This is a genomic window from Kitasatospora sp. NPDC051853 (assembly GCF_044452665.1).
Taxonomy (GTDB): domain Bacteria; phylum Actinomycetota; class Actinomycetes; order Streptomycetales; family Streptomycetaceae; genus Kitasatospora.
Window position 1 is genome coordinate 69,067 of the sequence record NZ_JBITBY010000009.1, and the last position, 17,590, is coordinate 86,656.

Sequence of the window (17,590 nt, forward strand, 5' to 3'; positions counted from 1 at the left end):
CGACGGGTGGCGGTCAGCTGTCCTCGGGGTCCGGCGCGTGCACCGTGAGCTGGGCCTTGATCCGGCCGATCAGCTCGACGGCGTCCACCGGTTTGGTGACGTAGTCGCTCGCACCGGCGGCCAGGCTCTTCTCCCGGTCGCCGAGCATCGCCTTGGCGGTGACGGCGATGATCGGCAGGCCGGCGTGCTCGGGCATCGCCCGGATCGCGGCGGTGGCGGTGTAGCCGTCCATCTCCGGCATCATCACGTCCATCAGGATCAGGTCGATGCCGGGCTGGGTCGCCAGGGCGTCGAGGGCGGCCCGGCCGTTCTCCGCCTGCAGCACGCGCATCCCGTGGAGTTCGAGGATCCCGGTGATCGCGTACAGGTTGCGGTCGTCGTCGTCCACCACCAGCGCGGTGACGCCGGCCAGACCGGGGTCCGCGTCGGGGGCCCAGGCGGGGGCGGAGCGCGGGCGGATGGACTCGGGCCGGTCGGCGCTCATGTGCAGCGCGACGCGTTCGCGCAGCTCGTCCAGGCTGGAGAGGACCTCGACCTGACGGGCCGTCATCCGGGCCAGCAGGGCCTCGTCGGGGCCGAAGGCACGGCTGCGGTGGGCGAGGACGGGCACCGACTGCAGGGCCGGGTCGCCGTCCATGTCGCCGAGCAGGTCGAGCGCGGCCCCGTCGGGCAGGTCCAGGTCGAGCACCACGCAGTGGCAGGGGCCGTCGGCGAGGGTGGCGGCGGCCTCCTGGGCCCCGACCGCGGTGACGATCTCCAGCTGCCGGCCGTCCGGCCGGGGGAGCTCGGCGAGGGCGTTCTCGGCGACCAGCCCGAGCAGGCCGTGGGCCCGGGCCTCGACCACCAGGAGCCGGCGGGCCGGCAGTCCGGCCTCCGGCGCCGGGGCCGGGTCCAAGCCGGGAGCGGCCCCGGCCGGCCCCGCCACCGCCGCGGGCTCCGGCAGGTCGGGGCGTGCGACGGGCAGGTAGAGGGTGAAGACGCTGCCCCGGCCCAGGGTGCTCTCCACCGAGATCGCCCCGCCGAGCAGGTAGGCGATCTCGCGGCTGATGGACAGTCCGAGACCGGTGCCGCCGTACTTGCGGCTGGTGGTCCCGTCGGCCTGCTGGAAGGCCCCGAAGACCGTCTCCAGGTGCTGCGGCGCGATGCCGATCCCGGAGTCGACCACCCGGAACGCGACCACGGGGCCGCCCGCCCGCAGGTGGTGCGGGGCCTCCTGCCCGTCGGCGAGCTCGACCCGCAGCTCCACAGCCCCCTTCTCGGTGAACTTCACCGCGTTGGAGAGCAGGTTGCGCAGCACCTGGCGCAGCCGGTAGTCGTCGGTCACCAGCGTCTCCGGGACGCCGTCGCCGGTGCGCACCCGGAAGGCCAGGTTCTTCTGCCCGGTCATCGGACCGAAGGTCATCCGGACGTAGTCCAGCAGGGTCGCCAGCGGCACCGTCTCGACGTTCAGGTCCATCTTCCCGGCCTCGACCTTGGAGAGGTCCAGGATGTCGTTGATCAGCTGGAGCAGGTCGGAGCCGGCCGAGTGGATGATGCCGGCGTACTCGACCTGCTTGGCCGTCAGGTTCCGGGTGGGGTTCTGGGCCAGCAACTGGGCCAGGATCAGCAGGCTGTTGAGCGGGGTGCGCAGCTCGTGGCTCATGTTGGCCAGGAACTCCGACTTGTACTTGGAGGCGACGGAGAGCTGGTGGGCCCGGTCCTCCAGCTCCTGGCGGGCCTGCTCGATCTCCAGGTTCTTCGCCTCGATGTCGCTCTTCTGCGCCTCCAGCAGCTCCGCCTTCTCCTCCAACTCGGCGTTGGACGCCTGGAGTTCCTCCTGGCGGGCCTGCAACTCCTGTGAGCGGGCCTGGAGTTCGGCGGTGAGGCGCTGGGACTCGCCGAGCAGCTCGTCGGTGCGGGAGTTGGCGACGATGGTGTTGAGGTTGACGCCGATGGTCTCCATCAGCTGGTCCAGGAAGGCCCGGTGGACCGGGGTGAAGGGTTGCACGGCGGCGAGCTCGATGACGCCGAGCACCTGGTCCTCGGCCGTGATCGGCAGCACCACCAGGGAGAGCGCGTCGGTGCTGCCCAGCCCCGAGGCCACCGGCAGGTAGCCGGCCGGGAGCCGGTCGACGCCGATGGTGCGGCGGCTGCGGGCGGCCTGGCCGACGAAGGACTCGCCGAGGCGGAACGGCACGGGGCGGGCGCCGCGGGGCAGGGCGTACGAGGCGACCAGCCGCAGCACGGTCTCCTCCTCGCTCTCCTCGGCCAGGTAGAAGGCGCCGCACTGGGCGGAGACCAGCGGGGTCAGCTCGTCCATGACCGACTCGGCCACCGCCGCGAGGTCCCGGCGGCCCTGCATCAGGGCGGCGATCCGGGCCAGGTTGGTCTTCAGCCAGTCCTGGTCCTCGTTGGCCCGGGTGGTCTCGCGCAGCGACTCCACCATGAAGTTGATGTTGTCCTTGAGGTCGGCGACCTCGCCGGAGGCGTCCACGGTGATCGAGCGGGTCAGGTCCCCGGCCGTCACCGCGCTGGTCACCTCGGCGATGGCGCGCACCTGCCGGGTGAGGTTCCCGGCGAGCTCGTTGACGTTCTCGGTCAGCCGCTTCCAGGTGCCGGAGACGCCCTCCACCTCGGCCTGGCCGCCGAGGCGGCCCTCGCTGCCCACCTCGCGGGCCACCCGGGTCACCTCGGCGGCGAAGGAGCCGAGCTGGTCGACCATCGTGTTGATGGTGGTCTTCAGCTCCAGGATCTCGCCCCGCGCGTCGACGTCGATCTTGCGGGTCAGGTCGCCCTTGGCGACCGCGGTGGTGACCTGCGCGATGTTGCGGACCTGGCTGGTCAGGTTGTGCGCCATGAAGTTGACGTTGTCGGTCAGGTCCTTCCAGGTGCCCGCCACGTTCGGCACCCTGGCCTGCCCGCCCAGCGTCCCTTCGGTGCCGACCTCGCGGGCCACCCGGGTCACCTCGTCCGCGAAGGCGGAGAGCGTGTCGACCATGGTGTTGATCACCCCGGCCAGCGCCGCGACCTCGCCCTTGGCCTCCACGTTGATCTTCTGCGAGAGGTCGCCCTTGGCGACCGCGGTGGCCACCTGCGCGATGTCGCGGACCTGGGTGGTGAGGTTGGAGGCCATCACGTTGACGTTGTCGGTGAGGTCCTTCCAGGTGCCCGAGACGCCCCGGACGGTCGCCTGGCCGCCCAGGTTGCCCTCGGTGCCGACCTCGCGGGCCACCCGGGTCACCTCGTCGGCGAAGGAACTGAGCTGGTCGACCATCGTGTTGATGGTGTTCTTCAGCTCCAGGATCTCGCCGCGGGCGGTGACGGTGATCTTCTGCGAGAGGTCGCCCTTGGCGACCGCGGTGGCCACCTGGGCGATCGAGCGGACCTGGCCGGTCAGGTTGCCGGCCATGAAGTTGACCGAGTCGGTCAGGTCGCGCCAGGTGCCGGACACGTCCTGGACGTCGGCCTGCCCGCCGAGGATCCCCTCGGTGCCCACCTCGCGGGCCACCCGGGTCACCTCCCCGGCGAAGGAGCCGAGCTGGTCCACCATCGTGTTGACGGTCTCCTTCAGCTCCAGGATCTCGCCCCGGGCGTCCACCGTGATCTTCTGCGAGAGGTCGCCCTTGGCGACCGCGGTGGCCACCTGGGCGATGTCGCGGACCTGGGTGGTGAGGTTGCCCGCCATCGCGTTGACCGAGTCGGTCAGGTCCTCCCAGGTGCCGGAGACCCCGGGCACCTGCGCCTGGCCGCCGAGCCGGCCCTCGGTGCCGACCTCGCGGGCCACCCGGGTCACCTCGGAGGTGAAGCGGGAGAGCTGGTCGACCATCCCGTTGAAGACGGTGGCGATCTCCCCGAGCAGCCCGTCCGCGTCGTCGGGCAGCCGCGTCCCGAAGTCGCCGTCGCGGACCGCCGTCAGCCCCGCCAGGAGCAGCCGCAACTCCGGCACCCCCGCCTGGGCCGCGGCCGGGCCGCCGCCCACCGGCGCAGCCTCGGACGTCCTGGAACCTGCCATCGCAACGCCGCCTTCCTGAAACCCCACCCCGGCCACCGCGCGCCGGCCGGTCCGACAGCTCGGGTACCTACTGCCACGGAGGCCACCCGACCCCCCGTCACCCGGTCACGGTCTCCGCCGGCCGGGGCGACGGGCCGTCAGGCACCGTGGCCGGAACCGGCGGCACACCCGCGGCTCCGCCCGCCCGTCTGCCCCGGATCGCGGAACTCACACACCTGCGCACCGGAGAAGTACGAGTCGACCGGGCGGCACGGGGTGGACGCGCGCCGGTGCGCCGCGACGGCACCCGCCCGTGACCACGCCGCCGAGGGGGCGGGCGCCGCCGGCCGACGGGTCACCTGCGGGAGTGCGCACGGCTTCGTGGGGGAGTCGGAACCGATCCGCGGGGAAGGTTCCCGTGCGTCCGCGGGTGCCTCATGATTGCGCAGATCGTGACGCGGTCACCCGCCGACGGTCGAGACGGTGGGACGGTTGGTGACGAAGGGGCGGGGATGAGCGACACGGCTGAACAGGCAGTGCCGGAGCGGGGGGTGGAAGCGGCGGCAATCCCGGAGGCCGCCCCGGGGACGACCCCGGAGGAGGCGGGGCCCGAGCACGCGGTCCCCGCCGTCCTGGAGAGCCCCGCCCGGCGGGCGCAGCCGCAGGGCTCCGCCGCCCGCTGGCTGCTGAGGTACCGGGTCCAGCCCGTCGGGCCGGCCGCGGCCGAGGGGCACTCGGAGCCGCAGGCCTGGTGGAAGGTGATGTGCCTGACGGGGGTGGACTACTTCTCCAGCCTCGCCTACGTCCCGGCCATCGCCGCGCTCGCGGCGGGCGCCGTCTCGCCGCTGGCGACGCTGATCCTGGTGGCGCTGACCCTGGTCGGGATGCTGCCGATGTACCGCCGGGTGGCGAAGGAGAGCCCGAGCGGCGCCGGGTCGGTGGCGATGCTGGAGGACCTGCTGCCGTTCTGGCGGGGCAAGCTGTTCGTGCTGGTGCTGCTCGGCTTCGTCGCCACCTCCTGGATCGTCACCATCACGCTCTCCGCTGCGGACGCCTCCGTCCACCTGGTGGAGAACCCGTACCTCACCGGCGCCCTGCACGGCCACGAAGTCGCCCTGACCGTCGGCCTGTTGGTCCTGCTGGGCGGGGTGTTCCTGCTCGGGTTCAGCGAGGCGGTCAAGGTCGCGATCCCGCTGGTGGCGATCTTCCTGCTGCTCAACGCCGTCACCATCGGCGCCGGCGTGGTGGAGGTGGTCACCACCCCCGGTGCCTGGTCGGCGTGGACGCACGCGCTCACCGAGGGCGGCGGCGGCGGCCTCGGCGGGCTGGTCCAACCCGCCCTGCTGGCCTTCCCGTTGCTGGTGCTCGGCCTGTCCGGCTTCGAGACCGGGGTCAGCATGATGCCGCTGGTGGCCGCCGACGGGGAGGACGAGGCGGAGCGCCTGCACGCCCGGATACGCAACACCCGCAAGCTGCTCACCACCGCCGCGGCGGTGATGAGCGTCTACCTGCTGGCCGCCAGTTTCGTCACCACCGTCCTGATCCCGCACCGGGAGTTCGAGCCCGGCGGGGCGGCCAACGGGCGCGCGCTGGCCTGGCTGGCGCACGAGCAGGTCGGCGAGGCCTTCGGCACCGCGTACGACATCAGCACCATCCTGATCCTCTGGTTCGCCGGTGCCTCGGCGATGGCGGGCCTGGTCAACATCGTGCCCCGCTACCTGCCGGACTACGGCATGGCCCCGGAGTGGGGCCGCGCGGTGCGCCCGGTGGTGCTGGTCTACACGGCGGTCTGCGTGGTGCTCACCATCGTCTTCGACGCCGACGTCAACGCCCAGGCCGGCGCCTACGCCACCGGGGTCCTGGCGATGATGGTCTCCGGCGCGTTCGCGGTCACCGTCTCCGCCCTGCGCCGGCGCCGCCGCGGGGCCACCGCCGGGTTCGCCGCGCTCACCGCCGTGCTGCTCTACGCCCTGGTCGCCAACATCGTCGACAAGCCGGACGGCATCACCATCTCGGGCGTCTTCATCCTGGGCATCGTCCTGGTGTCGCTGGTCTCGCGGATCTCCCGCACCACCGAACTGCGCGCCGACAGCATCGCCTTCGACCCGACGGCCCGTCAGTTCGTCACCGACACCCTGGCGCACGACAACGCGATCAACATCATCACCAACCGCCGCCACGCCGGCGACCGCGCCGAGTACGCGTACAAGGAGCGCGAGCAGCGCGGCGACAACCCGGTGCCCGGCAGCGCGGACGTGCTCTTCCTGGAGATCGAGGTGGTCGACCCCTCCGACTTCAGCGACACCCTCCACGTGCGCGGCGTCGAGGTCGACGGTTACCGGGTGCTGCGGGCGGAGGCCCCGGCCGCGCCCAACGCGATCGCGGCCGTCCTGCTCGCCCTGCGCGACGCCACCGGCGTCCGGCCGCACTGCTACTTCGCCTGGGCGGAGGGCAGTCCGCTCAAGCACATGTTCCGGTACTTCCTGCTGGGGCGCGGTGACACCGCCCCCGTCACCCACGAGATCATCCGCCGCAACGAGCCCGACCCGGCCCGCCGCCCCGGCATCCACGTCGGGGCCTGAGCACCGGGCGGCCCGGTGTCCTCCCCGGGGCGGTCCCACGACGGGGCGTCCCCGGGGAGGCGACCGGGCCCGTCAGGGCGCCGTACCACCCGCGTTGGTGATCAACCGGCCGAGCACCTTCAACGCGGCGACGTAGTCCGCGTCGTCGATGCCCTCGTGGAGCGCGGCCCGGATCGCGGGCCCGTTGCCCGCCAGGCCGACCCGGGCCCGTTCGCCCTCCTCGGTGAGCCAGTACCGGCCCGCCCCGTCCAGGCGCAGCCACCCGCGCTCCACGAGCACCGCCGCCTCGGCCGCGAGGTCGTCCTCCGGCCGCAGGTACGCGCGCATGGCCTCCCGCAGCCCGGCCACGGTCAGGCCCGCGCCGTCGGGGGAGAGGTCGTGCGCCGAGAGGTTGCGCAGCAGCCAGAACTGGGGCTGGGTGTAGCCCTTCTCCGCCTGCCGGGCCCGGGTGAACGCGATCAGTGCCTCGTAGGCGAGGCCGGTCCAGTACGCGGCCGGCTGCCGGGCCAGTTCCGCGTCGGTCCACTCCCGGTCGGTCATGGAACGTCCCCCCTACGCCGCGTCCGCCGGCACCGGCCCGTAGGACCCCGACAGCAGCTCGGCCACCACGTCGAGCTCGGCCGGCTTCCAGCCGAGCACGGTCCGGGCGGCGTCGGAGCCGATGCTCTGGTCGAGGGCCAGCGCGTCCGCGAACAGCGGGCCGAAGAGCGCCGCCGCCTGCTCGGCCGGTACCACCCGCGGCTCCCCCTCCACCCCGGCCACCCGCCCGGCCGCCACGGCCAGTTCGCGCACCGGGGTGGCCGCCTCGGCGACCCCGTGCCAGAGCGAGCCCGCCTCGGCCCGCTCGACCACGGCCACGAAGAGCGCGGCCAGGTCGTCGACGTGCACGGTCGGCCAGCGGACGCCCTCCTCCCCGTAGTACTCCGGCGAGCCCTCGCCGCGCGCCCGGTCGACCAGGATCGCCGGGATGCCGCCGCCCCGCCCGTACACGATGCCCGGACGGACCACCGCCGCCCGCACGCCCTCGGCGGCCTCGGCCAGCACCTGACGCTCGATCAGCGGACGGTAACCGACCAGGGCGACCGGGTTGACCGGGGCGTCCTCGCCGACCTCCTGCGCCTCGCCGGTGGGGCCGAGCACCCAGACGCCGCTGGTGTAGACGAACGGCCGGCCGGTGCCGCGCAGCGGGGCGGCCAGCGCCTCGATCACCGCGGAGTCGACCTCGGCGTCGGTGCTCGGCGGGGCCAGGTGGACCACCGCCTCGACATCGGGCGTGACCGCGCCGGCCAGCGAGGCCGGGTCGGCGGTGTCCCCGACCACCTGCGCGGCCCAGCCGCGGTCCGGCCGGGGCGCGGGGTCGCGGGTGAGCGCGACCACCTGGTGGCCGGCAGCGGCGAGGTGCTCGGCCACGGCGGTGCCTATGTAGCCGGTCGCACCGGTGAGGAGGATCTTCATGACGTTCCCGTCTTCGGTGGAACGAGGCCTGATGCCCCGTTCGGTGGGTGATGTGCGGTCTTCGGGTGCCGGAGGACGGGCCGGTGCGGCCCGCTCGCCCCAGCGGTCGAGCAGTGCGTAGGCCGGCCGCCAGCGCCGCGCGTACACCGCGTGGGCGGAGGCGGGCAGCAGCTGGGCCAGCACGGCGGACGCGGTCGGCCGGTCGGCCCCGTCCAGCAGCCACGGCAGCAGCCGGGCCGCGTCGACCAGGATCCGCCGGGCGTGGACGCGGCCGAAGTGCTCCCAGCGGTCCCGGTCCAGGACGGCGCGGACCAACGGCAGGACGGCCTCCTCCTCGTGGCGGAGGTGTCCGTGCAGGCCGGTGACCAGCGAGCCGGTGAGCTCGCCGAACAGCTCGGCGCTGGTCCAGGGGTCCGCCAGCGCCCGGTCGATCTCCTCCACCAGGCGTGCGAGCAAGGCGTGTTCGGCCTCGATCGCCTCCAGGTGGACCAGCGCGAGCGGACGGCCCCGCAGGACCTCGCGCAGCGCCGGCCAGAGCGCCTCGTCCTCGGCGCCGTGGTGTGCGTCGAGGGCCCGGCGCAGCAGCGTCCAGCCCGCGGTGGTGCGCAGCACCTCCCGGGGGTCGGGCTCGGTGCGCCCGGTGACCCGGCCGAGGTGGCGCAGCTCCCGGCGGAGCGCCTCGTGCACCGCGTACGTCACCGTCAGGTCGGGCGCGTCGGTCACGGTCGTCCGTCGGGAAGGCCCGGGCCGGGAACGGGAGTTGGCGTCATGACCTGGTCCTCCGGGGAACGACCGTGCCGCGCCCGGCCGGGCGGGGCGTCACGGGACGGGCGGCCCGTGGTCCGGGCCGCCGCCGGGCGGCCCGCCCGGGTGTTCCCAGCCTCCCGCGCGGCCCGGAGTCGATCAACGAGGACTTCGCGGGTCCGGCGATAACCCGGCGGTTATCGGTGCGGCCCCGGCCGCCTGACGGCCGGTCAGAAGGCGAAGGCGCCGAGGTCGCGGACGGTGTCGGCGAGGGCGGTGACCAGCTCGTTCTCCGCCTCGCTCCGCCAGATCAGGGCGAAGGAGAGGACCGGCAGGTCGGGGACGGGGATCCAGTGGACGTTCGGCATGCCCCAGTGCCGGGTGACGTGGCCGGGGAAGGCGTGGACGATCTCGCCCATGCCGACCCGGCTGATCAGGTCCTCCGCGCTGGAGACGGGGCGCCCGCGCTCGATCGTCCGGCCGTCGGCCGTCTCGAAGGGCAGGTACTCGTCCTCCCAGTAGTCCGGCATGCGGGTGGCCATGGCGTGCCGGAAGTCGGCGAGCGCCTCCAGCCGCACCGAGCCGCGCGCGGCCAGCTCGTGGTCGGCCGCCACCGCCAGCACCCGGGGGTCCGTGCACAGCACCGGGCCCACGGTGAGGTCCGGCTCCTCCACCGGCAGCCAGGTCACCAGGACGTCCATCTCGCCGTTGCGCAGCCGGCCGAACACGTCGTCGTAGGTCAGCTGGCGGACCTCCAGCTCCCACTGCGGGTGCCGCGACCTGAAGGTCCGCCAGTAGACGTGCAGGTCCACCAGGTTGAACGGCATCATGCCGACCCGCAGCGTCCCGGTGATCCCCCGGGCCGCCGACCGGGCCCGCTCCAGCGAGCGGTGCAGCCCCGCGTAGACCGGCTGCAGGTCGTCCCGCAGCTGGCGGCCCACCTCGGTCAGCCGCACGGTGCGGCTGGTGCGCTCGAACAGGTCGGCGCCGATGCGGCGCTCCTGCTTCCGGATCGCCTGGCTGACCCTGGCCTGGGAGACCAGCAGCCGTTCGGCGGTGCGGCCGAAGTGCAACTCCTCGGCCAGCACCAGGAAGATCTCGATGTCCCGCAGCTCCATGCCGCCCCGCCCCCGTGTTCGTACCCCCGACGGCCCACGGACCGCCGAACCGCACCAGCATACGGCGGTGCCCCGGACCCGCCCCGGCGGCAGGGATGTCCGAACGGTGGTCCAGGATGGCGGTCATGACGCTCTTTCCGATCACCGTGCCCTCCTCCCTGGCCGCCTCGCTCGGCCTCGACCCCACCAACGACGAGTGGGGCCAGGAGATCCGGCACGCGGTCGGCACCGAGGCCGGTGACACCTACGTGCTGAGCGGCCTGTGGCGCCACGACCGGCGCCGCGCGGAGGACGGCGGGCAGGGCTTCGTCCTCCAGCTGATCACCCGTCACACCCCGGACGGCGAGACCGCCGCCACCGCCGTCATCCCCTACGAGGTGCCCGGCGGCACCCGCTCGGTCATCAGCTGGGGCGACGAGTCCCGGCTCGCGCTGCTCCCCGACGGGACACTGGTGCTCAGCTCCCGGCCGGGCAACACCCACCTGCTCGCCCCGGGCCTGGACCGCCTGCTGGCCGGCTGGCGGATGTCGACGTACTCCTGGACCAAGGACGAGGGCGGCCTCCCCGACGACCCCTTCGCCGCCTCGGTCGCCGTCACCCCCGGTGGCCGGCTGCTCTGCCTCGCCACCGAGACCAGCCTGGAGAACTGGGGCGTCCCGATCGCCAACCTGGTCGCCGTCACCGACCCCGGCGCGGTGCTCGCCCCCGGCCACAAGCCCGTCCTGCGCGCCCTCACCACGCTGTCGACCTCCGCCGACCGCCAGAGCGAGGAGGACGCCCGCCCGCACGTCCGCCACGGCGACGCACCGGTGCTCCGCGACAACCGCCCGCCCTCGCTGCTCGAGCAGCTGCCCGGGCTGGCCGGCGGCACCGCCTACGACTGGAACCGCGCCTTCCTGCGCCGCCCCGCCCCGCTCTCCGACGAGCTCTACGTCGTTCCGGTGTACGGCCGCACCTACCGCTCCGGCAGCCGCGGCCAGCGCTTCGCCTTCACCCTGCTCGACGACCGGGGCACCGTGCGCGGCCGCCTCGACGGCATGGACCGCTACCAGGACAGCCCCTACACCGGCCACCTCTTCGACCTGACCACCGACCCGCACCGCGGCCGCGCCTTCCACCTCAACCGCTACGGCCTCTACGCCTGGACCGCCGACGGTGCCCTGCGCGCCAAACTCCCCACCACCGAGGCCCCGTTCAAGGCCCTCACCCACTTCTCCCTGCTCGCCGCCACCCCGGCCGGCGAGCTCCTGCTCGCCCACCGCAAGCAGCACCTCCTCCTGCGCGTCCCCGCCCCCGCCGACCTCGCCGACCTCCCGGCCGCCGTCGCCGAGGCGCTGGCCGGCCTGGCCAAGGGCCGCAACGCGGCCAAGCGGCGCCACGCCCCGGAGAACTGGCTCTGGTCCGAGGAGGCCGGCGCGGTCCACCACCTCTGACCTCACCCGACGGCCGACCCCGGATGCCGCGGGGGCCGAGCCGGGGCAAGCTGCTGGGGGGAGAGGACCGGCCGGACCGGAAGGCAGCGCACGCGGTGGACGCACCAGACTTCGCGACGGACGGGGCCGCCACCGTCCTGTTCGACGGGCGCTCCACCGTCGCCTGGTGGTCCCGCGCCGCGGCCGGGCTGTTCGGCCGCCCGGCCGCCGACGCGCTCGGCCGCCCCGCCGCCGAGGTCCTCGGCGCCCCGCTGCCGGGCACCACCGCCCGGGTCGAGGGCGCCGAGCTGCGCCGGGCCGACGGCAGCCGCTTCCGCGCGGACCTGACCCTGCTGCCCTCCGACGACACCCGGTCCCCGGACGGCTCCTGCGCCCTGCTGGTCGTCCTGCCGCACCGGCCCGGACCGGGCCCGGCCGGGGACGTCCCGCTCGCCCGCGCCCTGCTCCGGCAGGACCGCCTCGCCGTCGCCCACCTGGGCCCCGGACTCGAACCGCTCGGGGCCAACCCGGCCTTCGAGGCGCTCCTCGCCCCCGGACCGGCCAGGCCCGGTGGCGGAGCGGGCTGGCTCGACCGGCTGCGCACGCCCGACGGCAGCGCGGGCGCCCGCGAGGCCCTCGCCCTGGCCGCGGCCCGGGGCGAGGACCTCATCGGTGCCGAGTACCGGCTCGCCGAGGGCGACCCGCACCGTGCCTTCTCCCTGACCGGCTTCCGGGCCACCGGCCCCGGCGGCGCCCCGGCCGGGGTGGTGGTCGTGCTGGTCGAGCTGCCCGGGCCGGGCGGGCGGCTGCAACTCGCCGAGACCTACCGGCGGGCCGCCGAGATCGGCGCCTCGCTGGACGTGGTCGGCGGCGCCCGCGAACTGGTCGACGTCCTGGTCCCGGCCGTCGGGGACCTCGCCGCCGTCGACTTCCCGGAGTCGGTCCTGCAGGGCCGCGACCCCCAGCTGGGCTACCCCGGGCCCGAGGCCTCCGCCCCGCGCCGGGTGGCGGCCAAGGCCGCCGCCGGACGCTGGCCCGCCGCGCTGGTCCAGGTCGGCGAGGCGGTGCCCACCCCGCCGGCCACGCCGGAGACCGCCGCGATCGTCGTCGGCGGGGCCATCCTCTTCGACCCGGCCACCGCGCTGCTCGCCATGGGCGACCAGCCGGAGATGGCGACCCGTCACATCCCGGACGCCATGCGCTCGGCGATCGGCTGCCCGCTCTACCACCGCGGCCGGCTCTTCGGCTACGTCCTGGTCTGGCGGACCGGCGACGCCGAGCCGCACGACCAGGAGGACGTCAGGATCGTCCAGGACCTCTGCGACCGCGCCGCGCTGGCCCTCGACAACTCCTTCCGCTACACCCGCGAGCACCGCACCGCCGTCGTCCTGCAGCGCAGCCTGCTCCCGCCCGCGGCCACCACCAGCACCGCCTGTGAGACCGCCGGCAGCTACCGCCCCGCCAGCGGCGCGGTCAGCGTCGGCGGCGACTGGTACGACGCCTTCCCGCTCTCCTCGCTGCGCGTCGCCCTGGTGGTCGGCGACGTGGTCGGCCACGGACTCCAGGCCACCGCGACCATGGCCCGGCTGCGCACCGCCGTCCAGACCCTGGCCGAACTCGACCTCCAGCCCGACGAGTTGCTGATCCGGCTGAACGACCTGGTCCAGCGGATGGCCGCCGAGGCCGAGGAGCCCGACACCGTCGGGGCCTCCTGCCTGTTCGCCGTCTACGACCCCGTCACCGGCGAGTGCCAGTTCGCCAGCGCCGGCCACCCGCCCCCGCTGCTGCTCACCCCCGACGGCCGCGCCGAGTACCTCCCCGTCCCGCCCGGCCCTCTGCTCGGCGCCGCCGACCAACCCTTCGAGCTGACCAGCACCGTACTGCCGGCCGGCAGCCTGCTGGCCCTCTACACCGACGGCCTCACCGGCCACGACCCCGACAGCGCCCTGCCCGCGCTGCTCACCGAACTGACCCGCCACCACCGCCCGGACCGTCCGCTGGCCGCCATCAGCGCCGACCTGATGGCCGCCGTCCCCGCCGAACACCCCGACGACGACATCGCCCTGCTGCTCGCCCGCACCCGCGTCGTCCTCCCGCAGGCCACCGCCGGCTGGCGCTACACCGACCTCTCCGAGGTGGCCCGGGCCCGTGCCGACACCGCCGCCCGGCTCGCCGACTGGGGTCTGGACCACCTGGTCTTCGCCGTCGAACTGATCGTCAGCGAGCTGGTCACCAACGCCATCCGCCACGCCGGCGGCCCGGTCGAGCTGCGCCTGATCCGCGACCGCATCCTGGTCTGCGAGGTCTCCGACCCCTCCAACACCCAGCCCCGCCTGCGCCGCGCCATGGAGACCGACGAGGGCGGCCGCGGCCTCTTCCTGATCGCCCAGCTCTCCGACCGCTGGGGCTGCCGCTACGCGGCCCGCGGCAAGACCATCTGGGCGGAACTGGCCGTCGAGCCCGCCTCCTGACGCACCGTCGGACCGGTCCCGGCGCCCGGGCACCGCCGGGCCGGGTGCGGTCGAAGGCGGCCCGGAGCGACCTGGACACCCGACCGGCCCGGCCGGAACGCACCGTCCCGCACGGAACGTCCTGGTGGCGGCCGGACCGCTGAGCGCCGGGAGCGCGTGCGGCCCACGCCCCTGACGCCGTGACAGGAGCCAGGCGAAAAGGTAGGACACCTCACCGCGGCCCGCAACGCGCCGGTCACCGACGGCTCTGCCGCCAGAGGCCGGTCAGGTGGGCGTGCAGGGCGTCCTCGGCCTCCTGCGGGGTGAGGCGGCCGACCAGGACGTGGGCGGTGAGGCCGTCGGTGAGGGCGAGGAGGGCGTGGGCCTCGCGCGGGGCGTCGAGGGCGGGGGCGGCCTCGTGGACGAGGCGGGCGACGGCCTCGTGCAGGGCGGCGTAGCCGGACCGGAGGATCGCGGCCAGTGGTGGGCTGACCGCGGCCTGGGCCAGGAAGGCGAGCCAGACGCGGGCCTCGGAGTGGTGCTCGGGCCGGAGCAGGGCGACCTCGGTGAGGGTGTGGCCGAGGGCGCTGGCGGCGGACTGGGCGGGGGAGCGGAGCAGCCCGGCGCGGGCGCGGGCGGCGATCCGCTCGCCGATGTCCGCGAGGGTGAAGGCGAGCATCTCCTCCTTGGTGGCGAAGCAGCGCTGCACGGCGCCCATCGACACCTGGGCCCGGGCGGCGACGTCCCGCAGGGTGACGCCTTCGAGGCCGTGCTCGTCGGCGAGGCGGCACACGGCCTCGGCGATGCGGCGCCGCCGCTCCTCCTGGTCGACCTGTCTGGGCACGTGCGTCCACCCCTCCGGTTTTATCCGATGCGAGCGCATCGGATACCAGGCTACAGTTCCGATGCAAGCGCATCGGAACGAGGGCGAGGGGCGGACGGCATGGGACGGGAACTGTGGAGGCTGACGGCGCGGGAGCAGGCCGCGGCCGTGCGCGGGGGCGAGGTCTCCGCCGTGGAACTGACGGAGAGCCACCTCGCGCGGATCGCCGAGGTCAACCCGCGGGTGAACGCGGTCACCCAGCTGCTGGCGGACCGCGCCCTGGCGGCCGCCGCGCTGACGGACCGCCGGCGGGCCGCCGGTGAGGAGCTCGGCCCGCTGGCCGGGGTCCCGTTCACGGTGAAGGGCAGCACGCCCGTCGAGGGCGCGCCGACCACCTTCGGCAGCCCGCGCTTCCGCGACCTGGTGGCGGCGGCCGACGCGCCCCCGGTGGCCCGGCTGCGCGCGGCGGGCGCGGTCCCGGTCGGGCACACCAACCTGCCGACCCTGGTCCTGGCGGGGATGCACACCCGCAGCGAGCTGTACGGGGACACCGTCAACCCCTGGGACCGCGGCCGCACTCCGGGCGGGACGAGCGGCGGCGACGCGGTGGCCGTCGCCACCGGCATGGCCGCCCTCGGGCTCGGCAACGACTCCGGCGGGTCGCTCCGGGTGCCCGCCCAGTTCTGCGGCGTGGCCGCACTGAAGCCGACGCCCGGCCGGTTCCCCGCCGACCACCGGGTCCTCGGCCCGGCGGACCCCGGCCCCGCCTCCCAGTTCCTGGTCACCGACGGCCCGTTCGCCCGGAGCGTCGGTGACCTGCGGGCGGCGTACGAGGCGCTGGCCGGCACCGATCCGCGCGACCCGCGGGCCGTACCGGTGCCCCGGTACGGCGAGCCGCTCCCCGGGCCGGTGAAGGTCGCGGTGGTGGCGGACCCGGGCGGGCACGGCGTCCACCCCACCGTGCGGGCGGCCGTCGGGCGCGCCGCCGAGGCGCTGCGCGACGCCGGGTACGAGGTGCGCGAGGTGCCGGACGTGCCCCGCCTGGACGAGGCGCTGGAGGCCTACGGCCGGATCACCGCCACCGAGTTCACCCCGAGCTGGCCGGTGGTGCGCACGCTGCTCGGCGAGGGCGGCGACCGCTACCTGCGGATGTCGATGGAGCGTCACCCGCCCGCGAGCGCCGCCGAGTTGGTGGAGCTCACGGGCACCTGGCTGAACATCCGCCGGTCCTGGGCGGAGTTCCTCGACGAGTACCCGCTGCTGCTCGGCCCCTCGTTCACCGAGCCCCCCGTCGAGCCGGGCCTGGAGTCCCGCGACCGGGCCGGCCACGCCCGGGTCGCGGCGGGCCTGCGGCTCTGCACGGCGACCAGCTTCGCCGGCGTCCCCGGCGTGGCGGTGCCGACCGGTGCGGACGCAGGACTGCCGACCGGCGTGCAGCTCGTCGGCCGGGCCTTCCGCGAGGACCTCTGCCTGGCCGCCGCCGAGGCGGTCGAGCGGCGGCTCGGCGTCCTCACGCCGCTCGACCCGCGCTGACGGAGCCCGTGGGCGCGGGCGCGGGCTCCCGGCCCGCACCCGCGCCCTTCCCGACGGGCCGTCAGGCCGGGCCGGCCACCCGGCCGAGGGCCTCGACCTGCTGTTCCGGGACGTAGGAGGGCGGGATCTCGCGGCCGCGCCCGAGGTGGTTGAAGAGCAGGTTCAGGACGACCGCCAGCAGGCAGCCCACCGAGATGCCGGAGTGCAGCACGGTGGCGAGCTGCTCGGGGAAGGCCCGGTAGAAGTCGGGGAAGGCGATCGGGAAGATGCCGAAGGCGAGGCTGACCGCGACGATCACGGCGTTGGAGCCGAGGCTCAGGTCGGCCTTGCCGAGGGTGCGGATGCCCGCCACCGCGACCGAGCCGAAGAGCACCACGCCCGCCCCGCCGAGCACCGGCTGCGGCACCAGCGAGACCAGCCCGCCGACCACCGGCACCAGGCCCATCACCAGCAGGAAGACCCCGGCCAGCGCGACCACGAAGCGGCTGCGGATCCGGGTGAGCGCCACCAGTCCGATGTTCTGCGCGAAGGCCGAGCAGATGAAGCCGTTGAAGACGCCGCCGAAGGCGGTGGCCAGGCCGTCCGCCCGCAGGCCGCCGGCGATGGTCCGGTCGTCCGCCGGGCGCTCCACCACCTCGCCGAGGGCGATCATGTCGGCGGTGGACTCGGTCATCGAGACCACCGTCACCACCAGCATCGAGACGATCGCCGCGAGCTGGAACTGCGGTGCCCCGAAGGCGAACGGGTGCGGCAGCTCGAAGAGCGGCAGCTCACCGAGCGCACCGGCGTCGACCTTGCCGAACGGGATCGCCACCAGGGTGCCGACCAGCATCCCGAGCAGGATCGAGATCCGCTGCAGGAAGCCGCGCAGGAAGCGGTTGAAGAGCAGCACGGCGAGCAGGGTCACGCCGGCCAGGCCGAGGTTGCCGAGCGAACCGTAGCCCGGGGCCGAGGAGTTGCCGCCCTGGGACCAGTTCCCGGCGACCGGCAGCAGCGAGATGCCGATCAGAGTGATCACGGTGCCGCTGACCACCGGCGGGAAGAACCTGACGAGGCGGCAGAACAGCGGCGCCAGCAGGAAGCAGACCAGACCGGCGACCACTGTCGAGCCGAAGATCAGCGGGAGCGCCGCGCCCTTCTCCGCCTCGATCACCGCCAGGATCGGCGAGACCGTCGCGAAGGAGACGCCGTTGACGAAGGGCAGCCGGGAGCCGATGCCCCAGGGGCCCAGGGTCTGCAGCAGGGTGGCCACCCCGGCGATGAACAGGCTGGCGGCGAGCAGGGTGGTCAACTGGGCGGGGGAGAGGCCCGCCGCCGCACCGATGATCAACGGCGGTGCGGCCACGCCCGCGTACATGCTGGCCACGTGCTGGAGCGCGACGGTCGCCATCCGGCCGGGCGGCAGCAGTTCGTCGACGGGGTGCGGCGCCGGTCCGGTCTGCGTGACGGCGGTCCGAGGTCTCACGTGCGGGTCCTCCACATCCAAGGAATCTTCGGGTCCGG

Annotated in this window: 10 protein-coding genes; 4 read left to right on the forward strand and 6 right to left on the reverse strand. The window is 74.7% G+C overall.

The features are described 5' to 3' along the window. Positions 1-13: 13 nt before the first annotated feature. Positions 14-3,991, reverse strand: coding sequence for a HAMP domain-containing protein (locus tag ACIA8O_RS25145; protein WP_396296216.1), 3,978 nt, complete (start codon positions 3,989-3,991; stop codon positions 14-16). Positions 3,992-4,482: 491 nt separating this feature from the next. Here ACIA8O_RS25145 and ACIA8O_RS25150 point away from each other — a divergent pair, with 491 nt between their 5' ends. Then, a complete protein-coding gene (locus tag ACIA8O_RS25150; protein WP_396296217.1) occupies positions 4,483-6,552 on the forward strand; it encodes an amino acid transporter in 2,070 nt (689 codons plus the stop codon). 72 nt (positions 6,553-6,624) lie between these two features. Here ACIA8O_RS25150 and ACIA8O_RS25155 read toward each other — a convergent pair whose 3' ends face one another. From ACIA8O_RS25155 to ACIA8O_RS25165, 3 genes are all read right to left on the reverse strand, one after another. Beyond that, positions 6,625-7,092, reverse strand: a complete 468-nt coding sequence (locus ACIA8O_RS25155) for a MarR family transcriptional regulator (RefSeq protein WP_396296218.1) — start codon at positions 7,090-7,092, stop codon at positions 6,625-6,627. 12 nt (positions 7,093-7,104) lie between these two features. Beyond that, positions 7,105-8,730, reverse strand: a complete 1,626-nt coding sequence (locus ACIA8O_RS25160; RefSeq protein ID WP_396296219.1) for an NAD-dependent epimerase/dehydratase family protein — start codon at positions 8,728-8,730, stop codon at positions 7,105-7,107. Positions 8,731-8,981: 251 nt separating this feature from the next. Next, on the reverse strand, positions 8,982-9,869 hold the full coding sequence (locus ACIA8O_RS25165) for a LysR family transcriptional regulator (protein ID WP_396296220.1): 888 nt from the start codon (positions 9,867-9,869) through the stop codon (positions 8,982-8,984). A 125-nt stretch (positions 9,870-9,994) separates the two neighbouring features. Here ACIA8O_RS25165 and ACIA8O_RS25170 point away from each other — a divergent pair, with 125 nt between their 5' ends. Together ACIA8O_RS25170 and ACIA8O_RS25175 are read left to right on the forward strand one after the other, a co-directional pair. Then, entirely contained in the window at positions 9,995-11,302 is a 1,308-nt protein-coding gene (locus ACIA8O_RS25170; RefSeq protein WP_396296221.1) for a hypothetical protein, read from the forward strand. A 95-nt stretch (positions 11,303-11,397) separates the two neighbouring features. Beyond that, a complete protein-coding gene (locus tag ACIA8O_RS25175; protein ID WP_396296222.1) occupies positions 11,398-13,752 on the forward strand; it encodes a SpoIIE family protein phosphatase in 2,355 nt (784 codons plus the stop codon). A gap of 235 nt (positions 13,753-13,987) precedes the next feature. Here ACIA8O_RS25175 and ACIA8O_RS25180 read toward each other — a convergent pair whose 3' ends face one another. Continuing rightward, the gene (locus tag ACIA8O_RS25180; RefSeq protein ID WP_396296223.1) at positions 13,988-14,575 is read right to left on the reverse strand and encodes a TetR/AcrR family transcriptional regulator; all 588 of its coding nucleotides are present in this window, start codon (positions 14,573-14,575) and stop codon (positions 13,988-13,990) included. Positions 14,576-14,674: 99 nt separating this feature from the next. Here ACIA8O_RS25180 and ACIA8O_RS25185 point away from each other — a divergent pair, with 99 nt between their 5' ends. After that, positions 14,675-16,087 carry an amidase gene (locus tag ACIA8O_RS25185; RefSeq protein WP_396296224.1) on the forward strand — a complete coding sequence of 471 codons (1,413 nt, stop codon included), beginning with the start codon at positions 14,675-14,677 and terminating at the stop codon, positions 16,085-16,087. A 61-nt stretch (positions 16,088-16,148) separates the two neighbouring features. Here the strand turns inward: ACIA8O_RS25185 and ACIA8O_RS25190 are convergent, their stop codons facing one another. After that, a complete protein-coding gene (locus tag ACIA8O_RS25190; protein WP_396296579.1) occupies positions 16,149-17,477 on the reverse strand; it encodes a nucleobase:cation symporter-2 family protein in 1,329 nt (442 codons plus the stop codon). Positions 17,478-17,590 lie beyond the last annotated feature (113 nt).

Coding starts and splice junctions, on each gene's coding strand:
- ACIA8O_RS25145 (WP_396296216.1), bottom strand. CDS start 3,991: ATGGCAGGTTCCAGGACGTCCGAGGCTGCGCCGGTGGGCGGCGGCCCG.
- ACIA8O_RS25150 (WP_396296217.1), top strand. CDS start 4,483: ATGAGCGACACGGCTGAACAGGCAGTGCCGGAGCGGGGGGTGGAAGCG.
- ACIA8O_RS25155 (WP_396296218.1), bottom strand. CDS start 7,092: ATGACCGACCGGGAGTGGACCGACGCGGAACTGGCCCGGCAGCCGGCC.
- ACIA8O_RS25165 (WP_396296220.1), bottom strand. CDS start 9,869: ATGGAGCTGCGGGACATCGAGATCTTCCTGGTGCTGGCCGAGGAGTTG.
- ACIA8O_RS25170 (WP_396296221.1), top strand. CDS start 9,995: ATGACGCTCTTTCCGATCACCGTGCCCTCCTCCCTGGCCGCCTCGCTC.
- ACIA8O_RS25185 (WP_396296224.1), top strand. CDS start 14,675: ATGGGACGGGAACTGTGGAGGCTGACGGCGCGGGAGCAGGCCGCGGCC.
- ACIA8O_RS25190 (WP_396296579.1), bottom strand. CDS start 17,477: ATGGCGACCGTCGCGCTCCAGCACGTGGCCAGCATGTACGCGGGCGTG.